20 protein-coding genes are annotated in these 24,534 nt (G+C 71.8%); 4 read left to right on the top strand and 16 right to left on the bottom strand.

Annotated elements, in window-relative coordinates; genetic code table 11:
* Position 1: 1 nt before the first annotated feature.
* The gene (locus tag ABZ714_RS11070; protein ID WP_358824880.1) at positions 2-709 is read right to left on the bottom strand and encodes an MBL fold metallo-hydrolase; all 708 of its coding nucleotides are present in this window, start codon (positions 707-709) and stop codon (positions 2-4) included.
* 251 nt (positions 710-960) lie between these two features.
* On the opposite strand from ABZ714_RS11070, the gene ABZ714_RS11075 reads away from it, so the two are divergent.
* Both ABZ714_RS11075 and ABZ714_RS11080 read left to right on the top strand, forming a co-directional pair.
* Positions 961-1,761 carry a peptidylprolyl isomerase gene (locus tag ABZ714_RS11075; protein ID WP_358824881.1) on the top strand — a complete coding sequence of 267 codons (801 nt, stop codon included), beginning with the start codon at positions 961-963 and terminating at the stop codon, positions 1,759-1,761.
* Between the two features lie 188 nt (positions 1,762-1,949).
* Positions 1,950-3,179 carry a DUF349 domain-containing protein gene (locus ABZ714_RS11080; protein ID WP_358824882.1) on the top strand — a complete coding sequence of 410 codons (1,230 nt, stop codon included), beginning with the start codon at positions 1,950-1,952 and terminating at the stop codon, positions 3,177-3,179.
* Positions 3,180-3,543: 364 nt separating this feature from the next.
* On the opposite strand, the gene ABZ714_RS11085 is transcribed toward ABZ714_RS11080, so the two are convergent.
* The 15 genes from ABZ714_RS11085 to pgsA all read right to left on the bottom strand — a co-directional run bounded on the left by ABZ714_RS11085 (position 3,544) and on the right by pgsA (position 19,461).
* Entirely contained in the window at positions 3,544-6,087 is a 2,544-nt protein-coding gene (locus ABZ714_RS11085) for a RelA/SpoT family protein (RefSeq protein WP_358824883.1), read from the bottom strand.
* A 170-nt stretch (positions 6,088-6,257) separates the two neighbouring features.
* Positions 6,258-6,809 (bottom strand): adenine phosphoribosyltransferase, encoded by a 552-nt coding sequence (locus ABZ714_RS11090; protein WP_358824884.1) that lies wholly within the window; start codon positions 6,807-6,809, stop codon positions 6,258-6,260.
* On the bottom strand, positions 6,806-7,936 hold the full coding sequence (secF, locus tag ABZ714_RS11095; protein WP_358824909.1) for a protein translocase subunit SecF: 1,131 nt from the start codon (positions 7,934-7,936) through the stop codon (positions 6,806-6,808). Before secF ends, ABZ714_RS11090 begins: the two co-directional genes overlap by 4 nt.
* 2 nt (positions 7,937-7,938) lie before the next feature.
* Positions 7,939-9,738, bottom strand: coding sequence for a protein translocase subunit SecD (gene secD / locus ABZ714_RS11100; protein ID WP_358824885.1), 1,800 nt, complete (start codon positions 9,736-9,738; stop codon positions 7,939-7,941).
* Between the two features lie 144 nt (positions 9,739-9,882).
* Positions 9,883-10,416 (bottom strand): preprotein translocase subunit YajC, encoded by a 534-nt coding sequence (gene yajC / locus ABZ714_RS11105; protein WP_358824886.1) that lies wholly within the window; start codon positions 10,414-10,416, stop codon positions 9,883-9,885.
* A 167-nt stretch (positions 10,417-10,583) separates the two neighbouring features.
* Positions 10,584-11,693 (bottom strand): Holliday junction branch migration DNA helicase RuvB, encoded by a 1,110-nt coding sequence (ruvB, locus tag ABZ714_RS11110; RefSeq protein WP_358824887.1) that lies wholly within the window; start codon positions 11,691-11,693, stop codon positions 10,584-10,586.
* Positions 11,694-11,803: 110 nt separating this feature from the next.
* Entirely contained in the window at positions 11,804-12,415 is a 612-nt protein-coding gene (ruvA, locus tag ABZ714_RS11115; RefSeq protein ID WP_358824888.1) for a Holliday junction branch migration protein RuvA, read from the bottom strand.
* Positions 12,412-12,966 carry a crossover junction endodeoxyribonuclease RuvC gene (ruvC, locus tag ABZ714_RS11120; protein ID WP_358824889.1) on the bottom strand — a complete coding sequence of 185 codons (555 nt, stop codon included), beginning with the start codon at positions 12,964-12,966 and terminating at the stop codon, positions 12,412-12,414. The genes ruvA and ruvC overlap by 4 nt, the downstream gene beginning before the upstream one ends.
* Positions 12,967-13,123: 157 nt before the next feature.
* The gene (locus ABZ714_RS11125) at positions 13,124-13,876 is read right to left on the bottom strand and encodes a YebC/PmpR family DNA-binding transcriptional regulator (protein WP_358824890.1); all 753 of its coding nucleotides are present in this window, start codon (positions 13,874-13,876) and stop codon (positions 13,124-13,126) included.
* Between the two features lie 76 nt (positions 13,877-13,952).
* The gene (gene pdxT / locus ABZ714_RS11130; protein ID WP_358824891.1) at positions 13,953-14,540 is read right to left on the bottom strand and encodes a pyridoxal 5'-phosphate synthase glutaminase subunit PdxT; all 588 of its coding nucleotides are present in this window, start codon (positions 14,538-14,540) and stop codon (positions 13,953-13,955) included.
* The gene (gene pdxS / locus ABZ714_RS11135; protein WP_358824892.1) at positions 14,540-15,460 is read right to left on the bottom strand and encodes a pyridoxal 5'-phosphate synthase lyase subunit PdxS; all 921 of its coding nucleotides are present in this window, start codon (positions 15,458-15,460) and stop codon (positions 14,540-14,542) included. Before pdxS ends, pdxT begins: the two co-directional genes overlap by 1 nt.
* A 220-nt stretch (positions 15,461-15,680) precedes the next feature.
* On the bottom strand, positions 15,681-16,226 hold the full coding sequence (locus ABZ714_RS11140) for a hypothetical protein (protein WP_358824893.1): 546 nt from the start codon (positions 16,224-16,226) through the stop codon (positions 15,681-15,683).
* A 387-nt stretch (positions 16,227-16,613) separates the two neighbouring features.
* Positions 16,614-17,798, bottom strand: a complete 1,185-nt coding sequence (locus ABZ714_RS11145) for a glycosyltransferase family 4 protein (protein WP_358824894.1) — start codon at positions 17,796-17,798, stop codon at positions 16,614-16,616.
* On the bottom strand, positions 17,795-18,796 hold the full coding sequence (locus tag ABZ714_RS11150) for a phosphatidylinositol mannoside acyltransferase (RefSeq protein WP_358824895.1): 1,002 nt from the start codon (positions 18,794-18,796) through the stop codon (positions 17,795-17,797). The genes ABZ714_RS11145 and ABZ714_RS11150 overlap by 4 nt, the downstream gene beginning before the upstream one ends.
* The gene (gene pgsA / locus ABZ714_RS11155) at positions 18,793-19,461 is read right to left on the bottom strand and encodes a phosphatidylinositol phosphate synthase (protein ID WP_358824896.1); all 669 of its coding nucleotides are present in this window, start codon (positions 19,459-19,461) and stop codon (positions 18,793-18,795) included. The genes ABZ714_RS11150 and pgsA overlap by 4 nt, the downstream gene beginning before the upstream one ends.
* A gap of 415 nt (positions 19,462-19,876) precedes the next feature.
* Here pgsA and ABZ714_RS11160 point away from each other — a divergent pair, with 415 nt between their 5' ends.
* Both ABZ714_RS11160 and ABZ714_RS11165 read left to right on the top strand, forming a co-directional pair.
* The gene (locus tag ABZ714_RS11160) at positions 19,877-22,111 is read left to right on the top strand and encodes an elongation factor G-like protein EF-G2 (protein ID WP_358824897.1); all 2,235 of its coding nucleotides are present in this window, start codon (positions 19,877-19,879) and stop codon (positions 22,109-22,111) included.
* Between the two features lie 600 nt (positions 22,112-22,711).
* Positions 22,712-24,415, top strand: coding sequence for a hypothetical protein (locus ABZ714_RS11165; protein WP_358824898.1), 1,704 nt, complete (start codon positions 22,712-22,714; stop codon positions 24,413-24,415).
* The last annotated feature ends 119 nt before the right edge of the window (positions 24,416-24,534 follow it).

A 24,534-nucleotide genomic window follows, 5' to 3' on the forward strand; every position in this document is an offset into this window, starting at 1 on the left:
GTCACATTCCTCGTCGGGGAGCGTCGGCGCTCCCCCGGCCGGCCGCCACCTCGCGCAGATACGGGTTGGTGGCGCGCTCGCGGCCGATGGTCGTCTGGGGGCCGTGCCCGGAGAGCACCACGGTCGAGTCGTCGAGCGGCAGGCAGACGCGTGCCAGCGATTCGAGCATCTCGGCGTGATCGCCACCGGGCAGATCGGTACGTCCGACGGAGCCGGCGAAGAGCAGGTCGCCCGAGAAGAACACCGGCGGTACGTCACCGGCGTCGGGCAGCCCGAAGGTCACCGACCCCTTGGTATGGCCGGGGGCGTGCGACACGGTCAGCTCCAGGCCGGCCAGGTCCAGTACCGAGCCGTCGGTCAGCTCGTGGACGTCGGACGGCTCGCCCACGGTCAGCTCGCCCATCAGCCGCGCGCCGAACGAGCGGCCGAGGGCCTTCTCCGGGTCGCTCATCATGTACCGGTCGGCGGGGTGGATCCAGGCGGGCACGTCGTGCGCGCCGCAGACCGGGACCACGGAGGCGACATGGTCGATATGGCCGTGGGTGAGGACGACGGCGACGGGCTTCAGCCGGTGTTTGGCGATCGCCTCGGCGACACCGTCGGCGGCCTGGTGACCGGGGTCGACGATCACGCACTCCTCCCCGGCGGCGGGGGCGACCAGATAACAGTTGGTCCCCCAGGCCCCGGCGGGGAACCCGGCAATAAGCACGTTCGTCCTCGTTGGGTGATCGGCCGACTGTCCGGCGTGGTGCGGATGACGCGGAATCGCGACAGGTCAGAGCCTACCGGCCCTGCTGCTCCCACAGCCAACCCGTATACGGTACGGGCACGCGCGACGCACCGGCGCGTGCGTACGGTGGGACATAACGGCCCCCACGGCACGTCCGGCACGACACGGCAACCCAGCACCCGCGGAACCCCTCGACACCAGGGGTCGCGTACGGAGAAGGAGCGGACTCGGTGGTCAGCAGCGATCAGCGGCGGCGGCAGCTCGCCCGGGAGAAGTTCGAGCGTCAGCAGGAGCGCCGCGCGGCGACCCGCAGACGGCGGCAGAAGATTGCGGCGATCTCCGTCGCGGTGGTGATGGTCCTGGTCGGCGGGGCGATCGCGGCGGCGTCGATCGTGGACGGCAAGGACGAGAAGGACAAGCAGACCGTGGCCGGGGACCAGAGCACCCCGTCGCAGCAGCAGACGTCGGCGCCGCCGGAGGAGCCCAGGACTCCCGAGCCGAAGATGGCGATCGACGCCAAGGCCACGTACACCATGGCGATGAAGACCAGCCAGGGCGCGATCTCCTTCGCGATGGACGCGGCGAAGACCCCGCGGACGGTCAACTCCTTCAAGTCCCTCGCCGACAAGGGGTACTTCGACGGGACCAAGTGCCACCGGCTGACCACGGAGGGCATCTACGTCCTCCAGTGCGGCGACCCCAAGGGCGACGGCACCGGCGGCCCCGGCTACAACATCCCGGACGAGAATCTGACGGCCCTCGGCAAGGCAGGTTCGGACGGCACCGTGGTCTTCCCGGCCGGTACGGTCGCCATGGCCAACACGGGCCAGCCCAACTCCGGCGGCAGCCAGTTCTTCCTGGTCTACAAGGAGACCAAGCTCCCGCCGACGTACACCCCGTTCGGGAAGATCGACGCGGCCGGGCTCAAGGCGGTCCAGAAGGTCGCCGCCGCCGGAGTCGAGGGCAACGCCAAGGACGGCGCCCCGAAGTCGGCGGTCACCGTGGAGAAGGTGACCGTGAGCAAGGGGTGACCTCACGGCCCCGGCCCGCGCCGGGGCCGCCTCCGGTCGGCGCCGGGGAAATGCGTGGCCGCCGAGTGCGGACAGCCGGGCGACCGGTCGCCTAGATTGGCGTTGTGCAGGGCGGGCGCGGCTCGCCCCTGGAAACTGTGGACGATGCCCGGGGTGACCCTCGGTGGGCATCAGGTGGAGGAGGCGCTGTGAGCAGCGACCCGTGGGGCCGTGTCGACGAGACGGGCACCGTGTACGTGCGTACAGCCGACGGCGAGCAGGTCGTCGGATCGTGGCAGGCCGGGACTCCCGAGGAGGCCCTCGCCTATTTCGAGCGCAAGTACGAGGGCCTGGTGGTCGAGATCGGCCTCCTCGAAAAGCGGGTGAAGACCACCGACCTGTCGGCCAAGGACGCTCAGATCGCCATCGACCATCTGCGGGAGCAGGTGTCCGAGCACCACGCGGTAGGTGATCTGGCGGCGCTGGGCAAGCGGCTCGACGTCCTCGTCGAATCCGTGGAGCGGCGGCGCGAGGAGCGCAAGGTCCAGCGCGCCAAGCAGCACGACGAGGCCCGCAAGGCCAAGGAGGAACTGGTCGCCGAGGCCGAGGAGCTGGCGCGCAGCGAGCAGTGGCGCTCGGCGGGCGAGCGGCTGCGGGCCCTGGTCGACACCTGGAAGGGCCTGCCCCGGCTCGACCGCAAGTCGGACGACGAGCTGTGGCACCGCTTCTCGCACGCCCGCTCGGCCTTCTCCAAGCGCCGCAAGGCGCACTTCGCGTCCCTCGACGCCCAGCGCGAGGACGCCCGCAAGGCCAAGGAGAAGCTGGTCACCGAGGCGGAGTCGCTCTCCCACTCGACCGACTGGGGAGCCACGGCGGCCCGCTACCGGGAGCTGATGGCCGACTGGAAGGCGGCCGGCCGGGCGCAGCGCGAGGCCGAGGACGATCTGTGGAACCGCTTCCGCGGCGCGCAGGACGTCTTCTTCGCCGCCCGTAGCGGGGCGTTCGCGGAGCGGGACGCCGAGCAGACGGAGAATCTGCAGCTCAAGGAGGAACTGGCGGCCGAGGCGGAGAAGCTGCTGCCGGTCACGGACCTGAAGGCCGCGCGGGCCGCGTTCCGCGGGATCAACGAGCGCTGGGAGGCCGTCGGTCATGTGCCGAGGGACGCCCGGTCCCGGATCGAGGGCCGGATGCACGCCGTGGAGCGGGCCATCCAGGAGTCCGAGGAGAACGAGTGGCGCCGGACCAACCCTGAGGCGCGGGCCCGTGCCGCGGGGCTGACCGGCCAGCTCCAGGCCGCGGTGGACAAGCTCCGGGGTCAGATCGACACGGCGAGGGCGGCGGGCAACAACGCGCGCGCCGACAAGCTCACCAAGGAGCTGGAGGGCCGCCAGGCGCTCCTGGACCAGGCCCTCAAGGGCCTCCAGGAGTTCGGCGGCTGACGCCACTTCTTCTCCGAGGCCCTCGCCCTTCCCGGGGCGGGGGCCTCGCCCGTGTCCGAACCATGTCCCGGGCCACGCCCCCGCCCGTCGCGAACCTCGGCCGCTGTCCGGCGGATACGCGCCGTAGATGTTTCTGCCGGGTGCCGTCCGCCGCGCACCCGTGGCTGGTCGCGCAGTCCCGCCTCCTATGCCTCCGGCATGGGGGGGAACCCCCAGCGCCTCGGCCCTCCCGGGCACCGCCCCGAACTACCCGGTTCGCCTCCGGCGACCTGATGTTGTCGGCGGTCCGCGGACCGCCTGTGGCTGGTCGCGCAGTTCCCCGCGCCCCTAACTGCTCTCCCCAGGCACCGGCCCTGCGTAGCCCTTAGGGGCGGCGCGCTGAGGTGACGCGGTAGACGTCGTAGACGCCCTCCACGCCGCGGACCGCCTTCAGGACGTGGCCCAGGTGCTTCGGGTCGCCCATCTCGAAGGTGAAGCGGGAGGTCGCGACCCGGTCGCGGGAGGTCTGGACCGCCGCCGACAGGATGTTGACGTGCTGGTCGGACAGGACCCTGGTGACATCGGAGAGCAGTCGCGACCGGTCCAGCGCCTCGACCTGGATGGCGACCAGGAAGACCGACGACTGGGTGGGCGCCCACTCGACTTCGAGGATCCGTTCGGGCTGCTGCGACAGGGAGTCGACGTTCACACAGTCGGCCCGGTGGACGGAGACCCCGCTGCCCCGGGTGACGAAGCCGATGATGGGATCGCCCGGTACCGGCGTACAGCAGCGTGCCAGCTTCACCCAGACGTCTTCGACGCCCTTGACGACGACCCCGGGGTCGGCGTTGGAGCGTCGCTTGCCCCGCTTGGAGCGCGACGGCGGCGCGGACTCGGCGATGTCCTCGTTGGCGGCCTCCTCGCCGCCGAGCGCGGCAACCAGCTTCTGGACGACGCCCTGCGCGGCGACATGGCCCTCGCCGATGGCCGCGTACAGCGAAGAGATGTCGGGGTAGCGCATCTCGTGCGCGAGGGTCACCAGGGAGTCCCCGGTGAGGATCCGCTGGATGGGGAGGTTCTGCTTCCGCATGGCCCGGACGATCGCGTCCTTGCCCTGTTCGATCGCCTCGTCGCGGCGTTCCTTGGAGAACCAGGCGCGGATCTTGTTACGGGCCCGGGGCGATTTGACGAAGCCCAGCCAGTCCCGGGACGGTCCGGCACCCTCGGCCTTGGAGGTGAAGACCTCCACGAGGTCGCCGTTGTCGAGGGTCGACTCCAGCGGGACGAGCCGGCCGTTGACCCGGGCCCCTATGGTGCGGTGGCCGACCTCGGTATGGACCGCGTAGGCGAAGTCGACGGGGGTGGCGCTGGCGGGCAGCGCTATGACGTCGCCCTTGGGCGTGAAGACGAAGACCTCGTTGCGGGAGAGGTCGAACCGCAGGGACTCCAGGAACTCCGAGGGGTCCTCGGTCTCCTTCTGCCAGTCCAGCAGCTGGCGCAGCCACGCCATGTCGTTGAGGTGGTCGTCCTTGCCGGTCTTCTTCGGTACGTCGGTCCGTACCTTGGACGCCCCGGCGACGGCCTCCTGCTTGTACTTCCAGTGGGCGGCGATGCCGTACTCCGCCCGCCGGTGCATGTCGAAGGTGCGGATCTGGAGTTCGACGGGCTTGCCGTTGGGTCCGATCACCGTCGTATGCAGCGACTGGTACATGTTGAACTTCGGCATCGCGATGTAGTCCTTGAACCGGCCGGGGACCGGATTCCATCGCGCGTGGACCGTACCGAGCGCCGCGTAGCAGTCGCGGACCGTGTCGACCAGGACCCGGATCCCGACCAGGTCGTAGATCTCGGCGAAGTCCCGGCCGCGGACGATCATCTTCTGGTAGACGCTGTAGTAGTGCTTGGGGCGGCCGGTGACGGTCGCCTTGATCCGGGCGGCCCGCAGATCGGACTGCACCTCGTCGGTCACTATGGCGAGGTACTCGTCCCGCTTGGGGGCGCGCTCGGCGACCAGCCGGACGATCTCGTCGTACATCTTGGGGTAGAGGATCGCGAAGGCGAGGTCCTCCAGCTCCCACTTGATGGTGTTCATCCCCAGCCGGTGGGCCAGCGGGGCATAGATCTCCAGCGTCTCGCGGGCCTTCTTCTCCTGCTTCTCCCGCTTGAGGTAGCGCATGGTGCGCATGTTGTGCAGCCGGTCGGCGAGCTTGATCACCAGGACCCGGGGGTCCTTCGCCATGGCGACGACCATCTTGCGGACGGTCTCGGCCTGGGCGGCCTCGCCGAACTTCACCTTGTCCAGCTTGGTGACGCCGTCGACGAGCAGGGCGACCTGGTCGCCGAAGTCCCGGCGCAGGGTGTCGAGCCCGTACTCGGTGTCCTCGACGGTGTCGTGCAGCAGCCCGGCCATCAGGGTCGCCGGGTCCATCCCCAGCTCGGCCAGGATGGTGGTGACGGCCAGGGGATGGGTGATGTACGGATCGCCGCTCTTGCGCTTCTGGCCCCGGTGCCAGCGCTCGGCGACCTGGTACGCCTTCTCGATCTGGCGGAGTGTGGCGGTCTCGATCTTGGGGTCGTTGCCCCGGACGATCCGCAGCAGCGGCTCCAGGACCGGGTTGTACGGCGAGGACCGCTGGACGCCGAGCCGGGCGAGCCGGGCCCGGACCCGGTTGGAGGAGCCGCCGGAGCGGGGGGACGAGGCGGGTGGCGGCGCGGGCCGGTTCGCGGGCGCGGGGCCGCGGCGCCCGGTCTGCGGCGCGGCGGCGCGGACCGCGGCCGACCCCGGGGCGGCCGGATTGGGACCGCCGCGGGCGGGCGTGTTCCGCCCGGGGCGCCCTTCGGGCGTCGGCTCGGGCGTGGCGGACGCCGCCGGGGCCCGGTCGGCCTTCGGGCCGGGCTGTGCGGTGGCGGGACGGGCCTCGTCTGGCAAGAGCGCTCCTCGTGCGGTCCGGGTCCCCCGGGACTGGTCCGGAGAGCCCATCGTATCCACCCGGCCGATGCTATGCCCCCGAGGCTGAAAACAGACCCCCGAGGCCCGGCATTCCCGGGCCTCGGGGGTCTGGTGCGAACACAGTGCGCCACGGTGGGCGCCGGATCCGGTCAGAGGGCGAGCAGCGACTCCACCGGGGCGCCGCCGAGTACCGGTTCCAGCCGGTCACGGCCGCCGAGGAAGCCCAGCTCCATCAGGACGGCGACCCCCGCGACCCGGGCGCCGCCGCGGCGGATCAGCTCCGCCGCGGCACCGGCCGTGCCTCCGGTGGCCAGTACGTCGTCGATGACCATGACCCGGTCGTCCGGGCGCAGGTCCTCGGCGTGGATCTCGATCTCGGCGCTGCCGTATTCGAGGTCGTACGCCTGGGAGAGCGTGGCGCCCGGCAGCTTGCCCGCCTTGCGGACCGGGACGAAGCCCAGTCCGGCCCGGACCGCGACCGGGGCCGCGAGGATGAAGCCCCGGGCCTCCAGGCCGACGACTTTGGTCGCGCCGTGCCGGAGGCACAGCTCGGTCAGGGCGTCGGTGAGGGCGGTGAAGGCGGCCGGGTCCGCGAGCAGCGGGGTGATGTCCTTGAACACCACTCCGGGCTGCGGATAGTCGTTCACATCGCGGATCCGGCTGAGCAGCAGCTCCCGGACGTCACTGGGCGCGGTGGTCATCGCCGCCTGCCCGACGGCCGGCCCCGGCCGCGCTGCCCGACCACTCCGGACGGTCCCGCGGTGGCCGCGGCGGTGTCACCGGGAGCCGTACCCCGCGGCTCGTCGTCGCCGCCGGTCCCGTCGGAGCCGCCGTCGGCCGGGCTCTCGTCGGGCTCCGTCTCGCCCTTGGCCCGCTTGGCGAGGACCCGCTTGCGCAGGGCCTTCATCTGCGGGTCGCGCTCCTTGAGGTCGGCGACCAGCGGGGTCGCGATGAAGATCGAGGAGTACGCGCCGGCCGCGAGGCCGACGAAGAGCGAGAGCGAGATGTCGTTGAGCATGCCCGCGCCGAGGACGCCGCCGCCGATGAAGAGGAGGCCGGCGACCGGGAGCAGGGCCACGACGGTGGTGTTGATCGAGCGGACCAGGGTGCCGTTGAGGCTGCGGTTGGCCAGCTCGCTGTAGGTGTAGCGGTTCTGCTTGGTGATCCCCTTCGCACCCTCCTTGAGACCGTCGAAGACGACGACGGTGTCGTAGAGGGAGTAGCCGAGGATGGTGAGCAGACCGATCACCGTGCCGGGGGTGACCTCGAAGCCGACGAGGGCGTAGACACCGACGGTGATGGTCAGGTCGTGGATCAGGGCGATCAGCGCGGCGACCGCCATTCTCCATTCGAAGGCGATCGCCAGATAGATCACCACGAGGACCATGAAGATGGCCAGACCGGTCCATGCCTTGTTGGCGATCTGCTTGCCCCAGCTGGGGCCGACCAGTTCGGCGCCGATCTTGTCGGCGTCGATCTTCAGATCGCGGGCCAGGTCGCTCTTGACCTGGGCGGCCTGGTCGGTGTTGAGCTGGGCGACCTGGATCCGGAGGGTGTCGTTGCCGAGCTTCTGGACGATGGCGGGGTGGCCGGACGCCTCCTCCGCGTACTCGCGGGCGTCGGAGACGGACACCTTGGTGCTCGGGGTGGTGAAGACGGCACCGCCCTTGAACTCGATGCCCATGTTGAGACCGCGGATCGCCAGCCCGGCGATGGCCGCGATGGTGATCAGGATCGAGACGCCGTACCAGAACTTGCGGTGGCGGACGAAGTCGTAGCCGATCTCGCCGCGGTAGAGCCTGGCGCCGATAGTGCCGAGACGCGACATGCTCACGCCTCCTTCGGGTCGGTGGGGGCGGTGAGGCGGCGGGAGCGGCGCAGCGGCGGCTGGGCGCCGAGACGCTCCGGGTCGAGCCCGGACCACGGGTGTCCGCCGCCGAAGAACTTGGTCCGCGCCAGCAGCGTCATCAGCGGCTTGGTGAAGAGGAAGACCACGACGACGTCGAGCAGGGTGGTCAGACCGAGGGTGAAGGCGAAGCCCTGCACCTTGCCGACGGTGACGAAGAAGAGCACCGCGGCGGCCAGGAAGGAGACGAAGTCGGAGACGAGGATCGTCCGGCGGGCCCGCGGCCAGCCCCGTTCCACGGCGGGGCGCAGGGTGCGGCCCTCACGGATCTCGTCCCTTATCCGTTCGAAGTAGACGATGAACGAGTCCGCGGTGATACCGATGGCCACGATGGCACCGCAGACGGCCGGGAGGTTCAGCGCGAAGCCGATGGCCGGGCCGAGCAGCGACATCAGGGAGTAGGTGAGGACCGCGGAGACACCCAGGCTGAGGATGGCGATCAGCGACAGGCCGCGGTAGTAGACCACCAGGTAGATGATGACGAGGGCGAGGCCGATGGCGCCCGCGATCAGACCGGCCCGCAGCTGCTCGCCGCCGAGGGCGGCGCTGACGGTGTCGACGCTCTGCTCCTCGAAGCTGAGCGGCAGGGCACCGTAGGAGAGGATGTTGCCCAGGTTCTGGGCGGACTCCTGGTTGAAGCTGCCGGAGATCTCGGCATTGGCGCTGAGGGTGGTCTCGACGCTGGGGGCGGACATCACCTCACCGTCGAGCACGATCGCGAACTGGTTCAGCGGCGGCTGCTGCTGGGAGAGCTTGCCGGTGATCTTCTCGAACTTCTTCGAGCCGGACTTGGTGAAGTCCATGGTGACGATCCACATGCCGCGCTGGGGGTCCAGCTGGCCCTTGGCCTCGTCGACGTCCTTGCCGTCCACCTCGGCCGGGCCGAGGATGTACTTCTCCCACTGCTTGGCGCTGTTCTTGCCACAGGCGACGATCGTGTTCTCGGGCTTCACGTTCTCGCTGACGGCGGCGCGGGCCTTGGGGTCCTCGCAGTTCAGCGCGGCGAAGCGCTGCTCCAGATCGGCGGCGGCCGGGTCCGGGGTCTGTCCGGCCGCGGGCTTCTCGGCGTGCTTGTCGGCCGGCTTGTCAGCGGGCTTGCCGGAGGCGTCGGGGGAGCCGGAGGTGCCGGGGGACGGCGCCTTGAGGCCGTCGGTGACGGCCCGGCCCTGCGCGGTGGCGGAGCCGCTGGGCTTGGTGGAGGACTCGGCCTTGTCGCCTTCGGCCTTCTCACCGGCGGGCTTGCCCTTGTCGCCGGTACCGGCGGAGGCGGAGCCGCTCGGCTTCGGCTGCGGGGTCTGCGGCACGGCCGGGCCGCCGGCGGCGACGTTCAGCACCGGTCGGAAGTAGAGCTGAGCGGTCGTACCGACCTGCTTACGAGCCTCTTCCGCGTCGGTCCCCTTGGGGATGTTGACGACGATATTGGACTCGCCCTGCGTCTGGACCTCGGCCTCGGAGACACCGAGACCGTTGACGCGGCGCTCGATGATCCCGACCGCCGTGTTCATATTGGTCTCGTTGACGGCGCTTTCCTTGCCGGGCTCCGCCTTGGCCTTCAGCGTGATCGACGTACCGCCGGCCAGGTCGATGCCCAGCCGGGGCGTGGTGTGCCCGGACCAGAACATGCCACCGGCGAGCGCGGCCATGGCGATCATGATGAAGACCAGGGTGCGGCCCGGCCTCCCCTGAGCCCCCGCGGGCCTTCGGCCCCTCTTCGGTGCTGCCACCTTCTCGTTTCTCCCTGTCCAACCGTCCCGGGCCGGGTATGCGCCGGGGCGGCCACGAAGTGTTGTGGGGCCCAGCCCCCGCAGAAGTCAACACGATCACGGGACCGCCGGGCACCCTCTTGTGCCCGGCGGTCCCGGTGATGGCTACTTCTCGCCGTCGGCCTTGGCGTCCTTGGACGGTGCGGCGTCCTCGGGCTCGTCCGAGGCGGCCTCGGCGGCACCGGCGTCCTTGCCGGTGGCGTCGTCGGCCTTCTTACCGAGGTCGATCTTGCCCTCGGGCTTCTCCCCGGCCGCCTGCTCCGCCTCCGGCTGCTTCGGCTTCTCGGCCTGCTCGTCTGCGGGCTCCGTCAGCGACGAGGCGTCGTCCGGGACGGCCGGAAGCTCCTCGGCGGGCTCGTCACCGTGGACGATGTGGTTGTACTCCTCGTCCGAGAGCACCGCGCCGATGGCGTTCTTGGCGTAGACCGCGTAGACCCCGGGAGCGACCTCCAGCAGCACGGTGTCGTCGTGGAGCTCCTTGACGGTGGCGTACATGCCGCCGATCGTCCGCACCCCGGTGCCGGGCTGCATGGAGTCGCGCATCGACGCCGCCTGCTGCTGCTTCTTCTTGGCGGAGCGGGTCATCAGGAACATGGCCCCGATGAGCACGATGAAGGGGAGGAAGGTCAGGAGACTCACGGGAAGAAACTTCCTTCACACGACCGCACAGCGTGAGGCGGCCTATCTACGGGGGTGGGCGCGCCGACCTGGGAAGGGCGGCATCGGCGGAGTCTAGGCGAGTCCGCGGCAATGGAACAACGCCCAGCATCCCACCGTAGTTCCTGGCAGCGGGAGTATCCGCGCCGTCACGCCCCGAACAAGCCCTGTTGTCCGCTTGCGCCCGGCGCCTGAGCGGGCGGAGTGAGCCCGAGATGCGCCCAGGCCGCGGGGGTGGCGATCCGGCCACGGGGCGTACGGGCCAGCAGGCCCTCCCGGACCAGGAAGGGCTCGGCGACCTCCTCCACGGTCTCCCGCTCCTCCCCCACGGCCACCGCCAGGGTGGAGAGCCCCACCGGTCCGCCGCCGAAGAGCTTGAGCAGGGCGCCCAGCACGGCCCGGTCGAGCCGGTCCAGGCCGCGGCCGTCGACCTCGTACACCCCGAGGGCGGCGGCGGCGATCGTACGGTTGATCACACCGTCGGCCTTGACCTGGGCGTAGTCCCGGACCCGGCGCAGCAGCCGGTTCGCGATCCGGGGCGTGCCCCGGGAGCGCCCGGCGATCTCGGCCGCGCCCTCGGTGTCGATCTCCACATCGAGCAACTGGGCCGAACGGTGGATGACGCGTTCCAGTTCGGCGGGCTCGTAGAACTCCATATGGGCGGTGAAGCCGAAGCGGTCGCGGAGCGGGGGCGGCAGCAGTCCGGCCCGGGTGGTGGCGCCGACCAGGGTGAAGGGCGGCAGTTCCAGGGGGATGGCGGTGGCGCCCGGGCCCTTGCCGACGATCACGTCGACCCGGAAGTCCTCCATCGCCATGTAGAGCATCTCCTCGGCGGGCCGGGACATCCGGTGGATCTCGTCCAGGAAGAGGACCTCGCCCTCCTGGAGCGACGACAGTATCGCCGCGAGATCCCCGGCGTGCTGGATGGCCGGGCCCGAGGTGATCCGGATGGGGGCCTGCATCTCGGCCGCGATGATCATGGAGAGGGTGGTCTTGCCCAGGCCGGGGGCGCCCGACAGGAGGACGTGGTCGGCGGTGGCGCCCCGGGCCCTGGCGGCCGTCAGCACCAGGTCGAGCTGTTCGCGGACCCGCTCCTGGCCGACGAACTCGTCCAGCGACTTGGGCCGCAGGGCGGCCTCGACCGCCTGGTCCTCCCCGTCGGCGGCACCGCCGACGAGCCGTCCGTCGGCCGCCGGGTCCGGATCGGCGGGAGGCGCGTACTCCCGGTCGTCGTCGGCGGGGCTGTCGTACCGGTTCACAGGGTGTGTGCCTCGTGTCGTCGGGCGGCCGTGGGCCGCGGTGGGGTCCTGGTCCCGTGGCGGGCGGGTGACCTGCCCGGATCCACCGGCCGGGGTTCAGCCGGGGTGGATCACCGGGTGCGGTTGAGGGTCTGGAGCGCGGCCTTCAGCAGCGCGCCCACCGCGGGCCGGTCCCCGGCGGCCTCGGCCTGGGGGGTGACGGCCGCGACCGCGTCGTCGGCCTCCCGGGTCGCGTACCCCAGTCCGATCAGGGCCGCGTGCAGCTGATCGCGCCAGGCGGGCTCGGCGGAGGCGACGGGGGCCGCGCCGACCGGGCCGAGCGGGGCGCCGAGCCGGTCCTTCAGCTCCAGCAGCAGCTTCTGGGCGCCCTTCTTGCCGATCCCGGGGACGGCCGTCAGCGCCCGCTCGTCGCCGGTGGCCACCGCGCGCCGCAGGGCGTCGGGCCGGTGCACGGCGAGCATGGCCTGGGCCAGCCGGGGGCCGACCCCGCTGGCGGTCTGGAGCAGCTCGAACACCTGCCGCTCGTCCTCGTCGGCGAAGCCGTAGAGGGTGAGGGAGTCCTCCCGGACGACGAGGGACGTGGCGAGCTCGGCCCGCTGGCCGACCCGGAGCCGGGAGAGCGTGTCGGGGGTGCACTGGAGGGCCATGCCGACCCCGCCGACCTCGACCACCGCGGTGGTGGGGGCGAGCGCGGCGACCTCGCCGCGGACAAAGGCGATCATGCGGTACGGCCTTTCGGGGGTCGGGCTGACGGGGCGGCGCCGCGGTGGCGGGCGACGGCCTCCTGGAGGCGGTTCTGCGCGGGGCTGCGCCAGATGTGGCAGATGGCGAGCGCCAGGGCGTCGGCGGCGTCCGCGGGCCTGGGCGGGGCCGCGAGCCGCAGCAGCCGGGTCACCATCGCGCCGACCTGCGCCTTGTCGGCCCGCCCCGAGCCGGTGACGGCTGCCTTGACCTCACTCGGGGTGTGCAGGACGACGGGGATGCCGCGGCGGGCCGCGCAGAGCATGGCGACGGCGCTGGCCTGGGCGGTGCCCATCACCGTACGCACATTGTGCTGGCTGAAGACCCGCTCGACGGCGACCCGCTCCGGGCGGTACTCGTCGAGCCAGCTCTCGATGCCCTCCTCGACGGCGACCAGCCGACGGCCGAGGTCGGCGTCGGGCGAGGTCCGTACGACGCCCACGCCGACCATGGTCAGCGGGCGGCCCGCCACCCCGTCCACCACCCCGACACCGCACCGGGTCAGCCCCGGGTCGACCCCCAGCACACGCACGCCGCCGCCCCTCCTTCGGTCATCTGTTTGTGCAGGTTATCCGGCGCCACCGACAACGGACGCGAACGAGGGCGGGCCGAAGGGTGTTTCTCCCTTCGGCCCGCCCTCTTCATGACGACCGGTACGACGACCGGACCGACCCGGGTCGGCGACCTGATCAGGCGTCGACCTTCTCCATGATCTCGTCGGAGACGTCGAAGTTGGCGAAGACGTTCTGGACGTCGTCGCTGTCCTCCAGCGCGTCGATCAGCTTGAAGATCTTCCGTGCGCCGTCCTCGTCCAGCTCGACCTGCATGGTCGGGACGAAGTTGGCCTCGGCGGAGTCGTAGTCGATGCCCTGCTCCTGAAGCGCCGTACGGACCGCGACCAGGTCGGTGGCCTCGCTCAGCACCTCGAAGGACTCACCGAGGTCGTTGACCTCCTCGGCGCCCGCGTCCAGCACCGCGCCGAGCACGTCGTCCTCGGACAGCTCGCCCTTGGGGACGATCACGACGCCCTTGCGGTTGAAGAGGTACGAGACGGAGCCCGGGTCGGCCATCGAACCGCCGTTGCGGGTCATGGCGACCCGGACGTCGGAGGCGGCCCGGTTGCGGTTGTCGGTGAGGCACTCGATGAGCACCGCGACACCGTTCGGGCCGTAGCCCTCGTACATGATCGTCTCGTAGTCCGCGCCGCCCGCCTCCAGGCCGGCGCCGCGCTTGAGCGCGGAGTCGATGTTCTTGTTCGGCACCGACTGCTTCTTGGCCTTCTGGATGGCGTCGAAGAGGGTCGGGTTGCCCTCGATGTCGGCGCCGCCCATCCGGGCCGCGACCTCGATGTTCTTGATGAGCTTCGCGAAGAGTTTGCCGCGCTTGGCGTCGATCACGGCCTTCTTGTGCTTCGTCGTAGCCCATTTAGAGTGGCCGGACATCTGCCTGTCTCCTTCGCGTTACCCAGTGCTGCCGCGTTACCGCTGTGCTCGGACCGCCGATCCTACCGGGACGGAGTCACCCGGCCGCGCGCACCATGTCGACGAAGAGGCCGTGCACCCGGTGATCACCGGTCAGCTCCGGATGGAAGGAAGTGGCGAGCGCGTTGCCCTGGCGTACGGCGACGATATGGCCGCCGTACTCGGCGACGATCTCGACATCCGCTCCGACGGACTCCACCCAGGGCGCCCGGATGAAGACGCCGTCCACCGGTCCGTCGATCCCGGCGACGTCGACCGCCGCCTCGAAGGACTCGTTCTGGCGGCCGAAGGCGTTCCGGCGGACGATCATGTCGATCCCGCCGACGGTCTCCTGGCCCGACCTCGGGTCGAGGATCTTGTCGGCGAGCATGATCAGCCCGGCGCAGGTGCCGTAGACGGGCAGTCCGGCCCGCACCCGCTCGCGCAGCGGCTCCATCACCCCGAAGAGGGTGGCCAGCTTGGACATCGTGGTGGACTCGCCGCCGGGGATCACCAGGCCGTCGAGCCCGGCCAGCTCCTCCGGCCGCCGTACGGGCCCGGCCGTGGCGTCCGCCGCGGCCAGGGCGATCAGATGCTCCCGTACGTCGCCCTGGAGGGCGAGCACTCCGATCAGCGGAGCGGTCACTACCAGCCCCGGTTCGCGTAGCGCTCGGCCTCGGGCAGGGTGTCGCAGTTGATGCCGACCATGGCCTCGCCCAGATTCCGGGAGGCATCCGCGACGATCTTCGGGTCGTCGTAGAAGGTGGTCGCCTTGACGATCGCGGCGGCACGCTTCGCCGGGTCGCCGGACTTGAAGATGCCCGAGCCGACGAAGACGCCCTCGGCGCCGAGCTGACGCATCAGCGCCGCGTCGGCGGGGGTGGCGACACCACCGGCGGAGAACAGCACCACGGGGAGCTTGCCCAGCTCGGCGACCTCCTTGACCAGCTCGTACGGGGCGCGCAGGTCCTTGGCGGCGGCGAACAGCTCATTGTGGTCGTAGCCGCGCAGCCGGGCGATCTCGTTCTTGATCTGGCGCAGATGGCGGACGGCCTCGACGACATTGCCGGTACCGGCCTCGCCCTTGGAGCGGATCATCGCCGCGCCCTCGGCGATCCGGCGCAGGGCCTCGCCCAGGTTGGTGGCACCGCAGACGAACGGGGTGGTGAAGGCCCACTTGTCGGAGTGGTTGACCTCGTCGGCCGGGGTCAGCACCTCCGACTCGTCGATGTAGTCGACACCGAGGGACTGGAGCACCTGGGCCTCGACGAAGTGCCCGATCCGGGACTTGGCCATCACCGGGATGGAGACCGCCTCGATGATCTCCTCGATCATGTTCGGGTCGGACATCCGGGCCACACCGCCGTCCTTGCGGATATCGGCGGGCACCCTTTCGAGGGCCATGACGGCGACGGCGCCCGCGTCCTCGGCGATCTTCGCCTGCTCGGCGTTGACCACGTCCATGATGACGCCGCCCTTGAGCTGCTCGGCCATGCCGCGCTTGACGCGGGCGGTACCGGTCGCGGGAGCGTCGGACTGCGGGGTGCTGGGGAGCGTGCTGGACACGGGGACCTCACTCGAAGACGGTTGCTGCGAAGTGCGACCGGGGACGGCTGCGCAACCGATGGAACAGCCACACGTCGGGCCGCGACAAGGGCCAATGAACAGCCGGTGGATCGTTTTCGCTGCTCACGGCGGTGACCGGAGGGCCTAGGCATGGCCGATCTCGTACGAGTGGCCCCCTCGCGGCCCCCTCGGCAGCCCGTCCCACCGGCCGCCCGCTCCGTCAGCTGCCGGGACGGTCCGCGAGCGCCGTCGGCGGAGTGTCGTCCATCTCGAACGCGAGCGGAAACGGGGCGTGGCCGGCCAGCCGGAACCAGCGCACCTTGCGATGGCGGCGGAGGGCGCGGGCCGCGCGAACGGCGTCGTTGTGGAACCGCCGCGCCATCGGGACCCGGCGCACCGACTGCGCCAGCTCCGTCGCCGCCTCGTCCCCGCCGGGCACCTCACGGACCGCCTCCACCTGGGCGGGCTCCTCGAACACCGCCCGCAGCGCGGCGCTCAACTCGCTCTCCGCGACCTCCCGATGGTCCTCCTCCGCCTGGCGGGCGGCGTGCGCGGCCTCGTAGAGGACGATCGAGGCGGCGGGATCGAGCACCCCGGACGTCGCCAGCTCCTGCGTCACCGACGCACGGCGCAGCAACTGCGCGTCGAGGGCGGCGCGGGCGGCGTCGATCCGGGTATGCAGACGGTCGAGCCGTCCGGCGGTCCAACTGAGATAGAGCCCGACGGCGACGAGCGCGACGAGAATCCAAATGAGCGTTACGGTCACGCTGCGCTAGCTTACGGGGACGGGGCCCCGGGGGCCCCGCGCCTGCGAGCGCCTCGGCTCTCCGGGTGAGCGCCACGACCCGGGTCGCGCCCGGCGCCCGGGCGTTGTCGTCGGTCTGCGGACCGTCTGGCTTGTCGCGCAGTTCCCCGCGCCCCTGGTTGCCCTTCCGGCCGCCCTCGAAAGCGGACCGGCCCCCTTTCCCAAGGGCGCTGCCCCTTTCAGGAACGGTGCCGGGGAGCATTGAGGGGCGCGGGGAACTGCGCGAACGGCCACGGGCGGTCCGCAGACCGCTGACGACATCGGGCTGCCGGGCGCGGCCCGGGTATGTGAGGCGGTACCCCGGAGGGCCGAGGCGCGTCGGGCCCGGGCGCCCCCGGAGTGAACCCCTCAGCGGGAGGCGACGCGGCGGGAGAGGCCCAGGCGGGTGCGGAGCCCCGGGCGGTCGTCCGTCGCGACCGACGCCGCGCCCGCCGTCACCGTCTCGTAGACGCCCAGGATGTCCGCCCCGACCGTCGACCAGTCGAACCGCCGGACGTGTGCGAGGCCGCGTTCCCGCAGCTCCGCGCGGCGTTTGTCGTCGCCGAGCAGCCGGATCGCCGCGGTGGCCAGCGCGTCGGGGTCCTCGTTGGCGAAGAGTTCGCCCGCCGCGCCCTGGTCGAGTACCTGGGTGAAGGCGTCGAGGTCGCTGGCGAGGACGGGCGCACCCGCCGACATCGCCTCGACGAGGATGATCCCGAAGCTCTCGCCGCCGGTGTTGGGTGCCACGTAGACGTCGACGCTGCGCAGCAGCCGGGCCTTGTCCTCGTCGCTGACCATGCCGAGGAACTCCACCCGGGAGCGGATCTCGCGCGGCAGGGACGCCACCGCCTCCTCCTCGTCGCCGCGTCCGGCGACCAGCAGCCGGGTGCCGGGGCGGGCTTCGAGGATCGCGGGGAGCGCCTTCATCAGGACGGGGAGGCCCTTGCGGGGTTCGTCGATCCGGCCGATGAAGCCGAGTACCCCGCCGTCGGGCCCGCCCTGCCATTCGGGCCGGGGTTCGGCGCGTTCGAAGAAGGAGACGTCGACCCCGTTGGGGATGGTGACGGCGTCGCCGCCGAGGTGTTCGACCAGGGTGCGGCGGGCGTACTCGCTGACCGCGATCCGCGCGCTGATCTTCTCCAGGGCGGGCTGGAGGATCGGATACGCCGCGATCATGGCGCGGGAGCGGGGGTTGGAGGTGTGGAAGGTGGCCACGATCGGGCCCTGCGCGGCCCAGCAGGCGAGCAGCCCCAGCGACGGCGAGGTGGGTTCGTGGATATGGATCACGTCGAACGTGCCGTCGTGGAGCCAGCGGCGTACCCGGGCGGCCGACAGGAAACCGAAGTTGAGCCGGGCGACGGAGCCGTTGTACGGGACGGGTACGGCCCGCCCGGCGGAGACGACGTACGGCGGGAGCGGGGTGTCGTCGTCGGCGGGGGCGAGTACGGAGACCTCGTGGCCGAGCCGGATGAGGTGTTCGGCCAGGTCGCGGATGTGGAACTGGACGCCGCCCGGGACGTCCCAGGAGTACGGGCAGACGATGCCGATCCTCATGCCGCACCGCCGTCCCGGGGGGCCACCGGGTCGGCGGCGCCGGAGGGACGGGACGGGCCCGCCGCCCCGGGCCTCCCGGGCGTCGGGCGCGGCTCCAGGTCCGCGACCCACAGGCGTTGCAGCATGTGCCAGTCCTCCGGGTGTTCGGTGATCCCCGCGGCGTAGACGTCCGCCAGGGCCTGTGTCATGGAGGACGTCTTCTCGGCCCGGGTGCCTGAGCCGGGCACCTCGACCGGCGGGTGGACCCGGCCGTGCATCGCGGTGTCGTTCTCGTACCAGAGCGTCACCGGGAGCAGCAGCGCCCCGGTCTGCTGGGCGAGCAGCGCCGGGCCCGCGGGCATCCGCGCGGTCTCGCCGAAGTAGTCGACGCCGATCCCGGAGGAGGACAGATCGCGGTCGGCGACCAGACAGACGAGGCCGCCGTCGCGCAGCCGCCGGGCGAGGGTGCCGAAGGCGGAGCCGCCCGCGTGCGGCAGGACCTCCATGCCGAGGCTCTGCCGGTAGGCGACGAAGCGGTCGTAGAGGGATTCCGGCTTCAGCCGTTCGGCGACCGTGGTGAAGGGGGTTTCCAGGACGCGGGTGACCCAGACGCCCGCGAGGTCCCAGTTGGCCAGGTGCGGCAGGGCGAGGATGACGCCCCGGTCGGAGGCGATGCCGTCGGTCAGCCGGTGCACGTCGTGGATGACGACGCTGCGGCGGACCTTCTCGGTGCTCCACGCGGGCAGCCGGAAGGACTCCATCCAGTACCGCATGTACGACCGCATCCCGGCCTTCGACAGTTCGGCCAGCCGCTCGGGCCCGGCGTCCGGGACGACCCGGGCCAGGTTGGATTCGAGCCGGAGTACACCGGGGCCGCGCCGCCGCCACGCGGTGTCGGCGATGGTCCGGCCGAGCCGGGCGGCGACGGGCTCGGGGAGTTTCTTCACGGCGCCCCAGCCGAGTCCGTACATCCCGTCCACGAGCCGTTCGCGCGCGGTGACGGGTGCGGCGCCGCTCATGCGGCCTCGGCTCCGTCGCCGCTCGCGCGGGCCGCCGCGTCCGCCTCGGCGGACTCCCGGCGGACGGTCACCACGCGCTGGCCGAGGGTGACGGCGCTGCCGACGGCGACGATCCAGAGGGCGATGGGCAGCAGGATCTCGATCCCGGGGACGCCGAAGGCGCCGAGTCCGGCGAGTCCGGCGGCGACCAGGGAGATCACCAGCCGCTCGGCCCGTTCGATCAGGCCGTTGACGGCCACGGGCAGTCCGATGGCCTCGCCGCGCGCCTTGGTGTACGACACGACCTGGCCGCTGGCCAGGCAGAAGATCGCCACGGCGCAGAGGACGTCGTCGTCGCCCTTGCCCGCGTACCAGAGGGCGAAGCCGCCGAAGATCGCGCTGTCGGCGACCCGGTCCAGGGTGGAGTCGAGGAAGGCTCCCCAGCGGCTGGAGATCCCGGCCTGGCGGGCCATGTTGCCGTCGACCAGGTCGGAGAAGACGAAGAGGGTGATGACGATCGTGCCCCAGAAGAACTCGCCGCGCGGGAAGAAGACCAGCGCGCCCGCGACGACTCCGGCCGTGCCGATCAGGGTGACCGCGTCGGGGCTCACCCCGCGGCGGAGGAGAAACGCGGCGAACGGGGTGAGGACACGCGTGAAGAATGCACGCGCGTACTTGTTCAGCATGGCCTTCCCGGGGTTCGGTTCCGCCGCGCGGCCCCGACGGCCACCGGCCGCCCCATCGTAGCCACGACCGGAGCCCGGTACCGGCCGGGCACCCGGGCCGGGGTCCCCGGCCGCTCCCGTACGTCCCCGCCGGGGCGGTCCCCGAAGGGCGCCGGACGGCGGCCGGGAGCCGGGGAGGGCGGACGGCGGCGCGCGACGTATGGACGTCCCCTGGTGTCGGTGGAAAGCTCGAAGGACGACCGCGGGCACCGCGGAGCGGCTCCCTCCGACCCTCTCCCGAACCCTTCCGGCCCCGTTCGCCGCCCCGCCCGCGGCCCCGGCACCGCGCTCTTCCCCGCAGGCCCGCCAGGACACCACCGAAGACGGCGTATCGCGATATCGACGCATCGTTCCGATCGATCGGGAGGCAGGATTCATGGGCGACAAGGCGAACAACCACCCCGGAGCCGCCGGACGGGCGACTACGGCCGACCGGCCCTCTTCGGTGCGGAACGTGGTGCTGGTCGGCCACAGCGGTTCGGGAAAGACGACCCTGGTCGAGGCGCTGGCGCTGGCCACCGGGGCGGTGAACCGGGCGGGCCGGGTCGAGGACGGCGGCACGATCTCCGACTACGACGAGATCGAACACCGCCAGCAGCGTTCGGTACAGCTCTCGCTCGTCCCGCTCGAATGGGACGGCTACAAGATCAATCTACTGGACACCCCGGGTTACGCGGATTTCGTCGGTGAGCTGCGGGCCGGGTTGCGCGCGGCGGACGCGGCGCTCTTCGTGGTCTCGGCGGCGCAGGAGCCGGGCGCGATCGGCGGATCGACCCGGGCGGTGTGGGACGAGTGCGCGGCGGTGGGCATGCCGCGGGCGATCGTCGTCACCCATCTGGAGACCGCGCGGGCCGGGTACGAGGAGCTGACCCGGGTGCTCGCGGAGCTGTTCGGCGGCGACGATCCCGATGCCGTACTGCCGCTGTATCTGCCGCAGTACGGGGAGCCCGGGCCCGACGGGCACACCCCGACCACGGGTCTGGTCGGGCTGCTGACCCGGAAGATCTACGACTACTCCGGCGGCCGGCGGGCCGAGGTGGCGCCCGGTCCGGAGCAGGAGCCGGTGATCGAGGACGCCCGCAACCGGCTGATCGAGGGGATCATCGCCGAGAGCGAGGACGAGACCCTGATGGACCGGTATCTCGCCGGGGAGGACATCGACGTCAAGACGCTGATCGACGATCTGGAGAAGGCGGTGGCCCGGGGCACTTTCCATCCGGTGCTGGCGGCGGCGCCCGCCGCCGACGGGGCCAAGGAGGGCATCGGCACGATCGAGCTGCTGGAGCTGATCACCCGGGGCTTCCCGACGCCGCTGGAGGCCGACTGTCCCCGGGTGACGTCGCCGCAGGGCGCGGAGCGGCCCCGGCCGGTGTGCGACCCGGAGGGGCCGCTGGTGGCGGAGGTCGTCAAAACGTCGTCGGATCCCTATGTGGGCCGGATCTCCCTCGTCCGGGTCTTCTCCGGCACCCTGCGGCCCGACGCCCCGGTCCATGTGTCGGGGGTCTGCGGGCCCGGCGCCGACGGCCGGGGCCGGGATCCGGAGGACCTGCACGAGGCGGACGAGCGGGTCGGCGCGCTCTCCGTACCGTTCGGCAAGCAGCAGCGGCCGCTCCCCCGGGCCATCGCCGGCGATCTGGCGTGTGTGGCGAAGCTGGGCCGGGCGGAGACCGGTGACACGCTCTCCGGCCGGGACGATCCGCTGCTGATGGAGCCCTGGCTGATGCCGGACGCGCTGCTGCCGCTGGCCGTACGGGCGCACGGCAAGGCCGACGAGGACAAGCTGTCGCAGGGGCTGAACCGGCTGGTCGCGGAGGATCCGGCGATGCGGCTCGAACAGAACCAGGACACCCGGCAGCTGGTGCTGTGGTGTCTGGGCGAGGCGCACGCGGATGTGGCGCTGGAGCGGCTGCGGACCCGGTACGGCGTCGAGGTGGACGTGATCCCGCACCGGGTCGCCCTGCGGGAGACGTTCGGCGGTCCTTCGTCGGGCCGGGGCCGCCATGTGAAGCAGTCGGGCGGGCACGGGCAGTACGCGATCTGCGAGATCGACGTGGAGCCGCTGCCCGCCGGGGCCGGGATCGAGTTCGTCGACAAGGTGGTGGGCGGTGCCGTGCCGCGCCAGTTCATCCCGTCGGTGGAGAAGGGGATCAGGAACCAGGCGGCGCGCGGGGTGGCGGCCGGGTATCCGCTGGTCGACATCCGGGTGACCCTGCGCGACGGCAAGGCGCATTCGGTGGACTCGTCGGACGCGGCGTTCCAGACGGCGGGCGCGCTGGCCCTGCGGGAGGCGGCGGCGGACGCCCGGATCCATCTGCTGGAGCCGGTGGCCGAGGTGGCCGTGCTGGTCGCGGACGAGTACGTCGGGCCGGTGATGAGCGATCTGTCGGGGCGACGCGGCCGGGTCGTCGGTACGGAGCAGTCCGCCGGGGGCAGGACGCTGGTCAGGGCCGAGGTGCCGGAGATCGAGATCGGGCGGTACGCGGTCGATCTGCGGTCGGTCTCGCACGGTACGGGCCGGTTCAGCCGCTCGTACGCCCGGCACGAGCCGATGCCGCAGCAGATCGCGGACCGGCTGCGGGCGGAGACCGGAGATCCGGCCCCGGCCAAGTAGCGCCTCACGCGGCGGGCCCGGCCGCCTGCCCCGCTCCCCCGCGCCCGGCCGCGTGAGCGGGCCCTGGGCCGGGCCCGGCGACCGGTACCCGGCCCGCCCGAGGCCGCGGCGGCACCGAGTACGGGACCCGGTCCCGGGCGCCCGGCGGGACCCGTCGGCCGTACGGGGCCGGAGGCCGTGGCCCGGGCGCCCTCCGGCCGGGTCGCCCGGCCCTCGCGCCGTACGGAATCCGGCTCCTGCCGGGACGGCGTACGGCGGGCGGACGCGACGCACCCGGCCCGGGGCGCGCGAGGCATCGCGCGCTCCGGGTGCGCGCCGTGCGGACGGCGCGCGACGGCGGTTCCGTACCGGGACGCGGGCGCCCGTCGGGGATGTGCGCCCCCGGGGAGCTGGCACGATCCCCGGCAGGCGCGCCGGGCGGCCGTCCGGTGGCGGTGGACCACCGGGCGTGCGCCCGGTGGTCCCCGGGGCGCACCGGGCGGTCTCCGGCGGCTCCGGCGGACGGATCCGGCCGATTCCGCGCTCCCGTGACGAAGCGCCTACGCCCCGGATACGCTGAGGTGCCCAGTTCAGCAGGTGTGCGGATCAGGGCAGTTGGGAATGGGCCGCTGCAGAGCGGCAGGCGGCGGCGACGGGGCGTTGGGGGCGGTAGTGGCGGACGGATTCGATTTCTCACCCGGGGCGCAGATCCCGATCCAGGGTTCGGCGGGGCAGACGGCCGCGACGAACGCCCTGGCGTCGGCGGCGTACCGCGACAGCCCGGTCGAGCAGATCCTCGACGCCAACAACGAGTGGCACAAGTCGGAGGTGAAGAAGGGGCGGATCTCCCTCTTCGAGCCGAATCTCGGGGAGGCGTTCTCCCGGGCGGTGCAGGTCCGTACGCTCGGCGGCGGGCGCGGCGCGCTGATCCAGTCCTTCGGCACCGACGCCCGGACGATCGTGGAGCACTGTCTGGCGGCGAGCGGGCTCCGCAAGGAGCGCGACACCAAACTGACGATCATCACGGCCGTCTTCGGGCTGCTCTTCCTGCCCGGGATGCTGCTGTGGATGGGTGTCTTCCAGCTCCGCAGGACGCTGGCCGGGGCGCAGGACAAGCGGGCGGGCGCGATGGGCACGGCGCTGCTGGTGGTGCTCGGTCTGGCGGCCGTGGTGCTGCTGATCAAGCTGCCGCTGGCCGGGATACTGGGCTGGTACGTCCGGGGCGCCATCGTCGCCCCGGTGGTGGGGTGGTTCCTGGCCAAGCGGATCTGCGAGCAGTCGGCCGTCGACATGCGCGCCCGCTGGGACGGGCTGCTGTCGGGCGGCGGGATCGCGGCGAAGGTGCCCGAGGCCGTACCGGGCAACCCGAACGAGACGGCCCGTGAGGAGCTGCGCCAGGGGCTGGAGAAGCTCTCCGCCGAGCAGCAGGCCAACTCGGTCTTCTACGCGGGCCCCAAGGGGATACTCGGCATGGGCACCCGGTGGGGCAGCTGGCAGATGGCCGAGGAGCTGGTCCCCAAGGAGGCGGGCAAGGAGATCAACCAGTTCCGCAGCTGGGACGTGATACGGGCGATCCACGACCGGCTGAAGCTGCTGGAACGCGGTCCGCTGAACTCGGGCGGCTTCCCCACCCCGTCGGTGAAGCACTGGATCGTCACGCCGGTCGCCGAGGGCGCGGGCGGGGTGTCCCGGCCGGACGGCCAGGACGTCGAGGCGTTCCAGGTCAAGCCGCACGAGATACAGCGGATCTGCAACCACGACCAGTTCGGCAGCGGCAACCGGCACTATCTCGGGGTGCAGTTCACGCTCTGGGACGGCCAGCTGGTGATCACCATGATGATCACGGTGACCGTGCTCCACGAGACGCTGCGGGTGGAGGTCACCGGTCACGCGCTGGGCCCGGTGCACGGTCTGTTCACCACCAAGTCGTCTCCGAAGACCAAGACCGTGAGCAAGACGATCCGGTTCTGGGAGACCCGGGACATCAGCCTGCCGCTGGTGGAGGCCAGGGAAGTGGTCCGGCTCGCGGTCCGCGCCCCCCTCACCTGGTATCCGCCGCTGCTGGAGTACTTCGGCGGCAAGCTGGTCCTGCCGGAGCCCTTCGGGCTGCGGCACGCCTGGGCGGAGCAGCCGTGGCGGCACCGGTTCATGGCGGACGACGCGATGCGCGCGGCGACCCCGGTCCTGCGGGTGGCGCACGCGGCGGCGCTGAAGGTGCTGGCGGAGAACGGCGTGGACACCGAGCGCTTCGCCGGCCGGTCCATGGCGGTCAGCGGCGCGGTGCAGGACCCGGCGCCGAAGAAGGCCGATCTGTACGACGCCTGATCCGTACGCCCGCACACATGCGGCGCGGTTCCCGCAGCAGCCGCTGGAAGTGCGCCGTCCCCAGATACTTCCCGGTCGGCGTCTCGTCCGGCGGGCGGCAGACGTACACCTGGGCCGCC

The organism is Streptomyces sp. NPDC006798, from assembly GCF_040635975.1.
Classification (GTDB): Bacteria; Actinomycetota; Actinomycetes; order Streptomycetales; family Streptomycetaceae; genus Streptomyces.

Coding starts and splice junctions, on each gene's coding strand:
- ABZ714_RS11090 (WP_358824884.1), bottom strand. CDS start 6,809: ATGACCACCGCGCCCAGTGACGTCCGGGAGCTGCTGCTCAGCCGGATC.
- secF (WP_358824909.1), bottom strand. CDS start 7,936: ATGTCGCGTCTCGGCACTATCGGCGCCAGGCTCTACCGCGGCGAGATC.
- ruvA (WP_358824888.1), bottom strand. CDS start 12,415: ATGATCGCCTTTGTCCGCGGCGAGGTCGCCGCGCTCGCCCCCACCACC.
- ABZ714_RS11125 (WP_358824890.1), bottom strand. CDS start 13,876: ATGTCCGGCCACTCTAAATGGGCTACGACGAAGCACAAGAAGGCCGTG.
- ABZ714_RS11145 (WP_358824894.1), bottom strand. CDS start 17,798: ATGAGGATCGGCATCGTCTGCCCGTACTCCTGGGACGTCCCGGGCGGC.
- ABZ714_RS11150 (WP_358824895.1), bottom strand. CDS start 18,796: ATGAGCGGCGCCGCACCCGTCACCGCGCGCGAACGGCTCGTGGACGGG.
- pgsA (WP_358824896.1), bottom strand. CDS start 19,461: ATGCTGAACAAGTACGCGCGTGCATTCTTCACGCGTGTCCTCACCCCG.
- ABZ714_RS11160 (WP_358824897.1), top strand. CDS start 19,877: ATGGGCGACAAGGCGAACAACCACCCCGGAGCCGCCGGACGGGCGACT.
- ABZ714_RS11165 (WP_358824898.1), top strand. CDS start 22,712: ATGGGCCGCTGCAGAGCGGCAGGCGGCGGCGACGGGGCGTTGGGGGCG.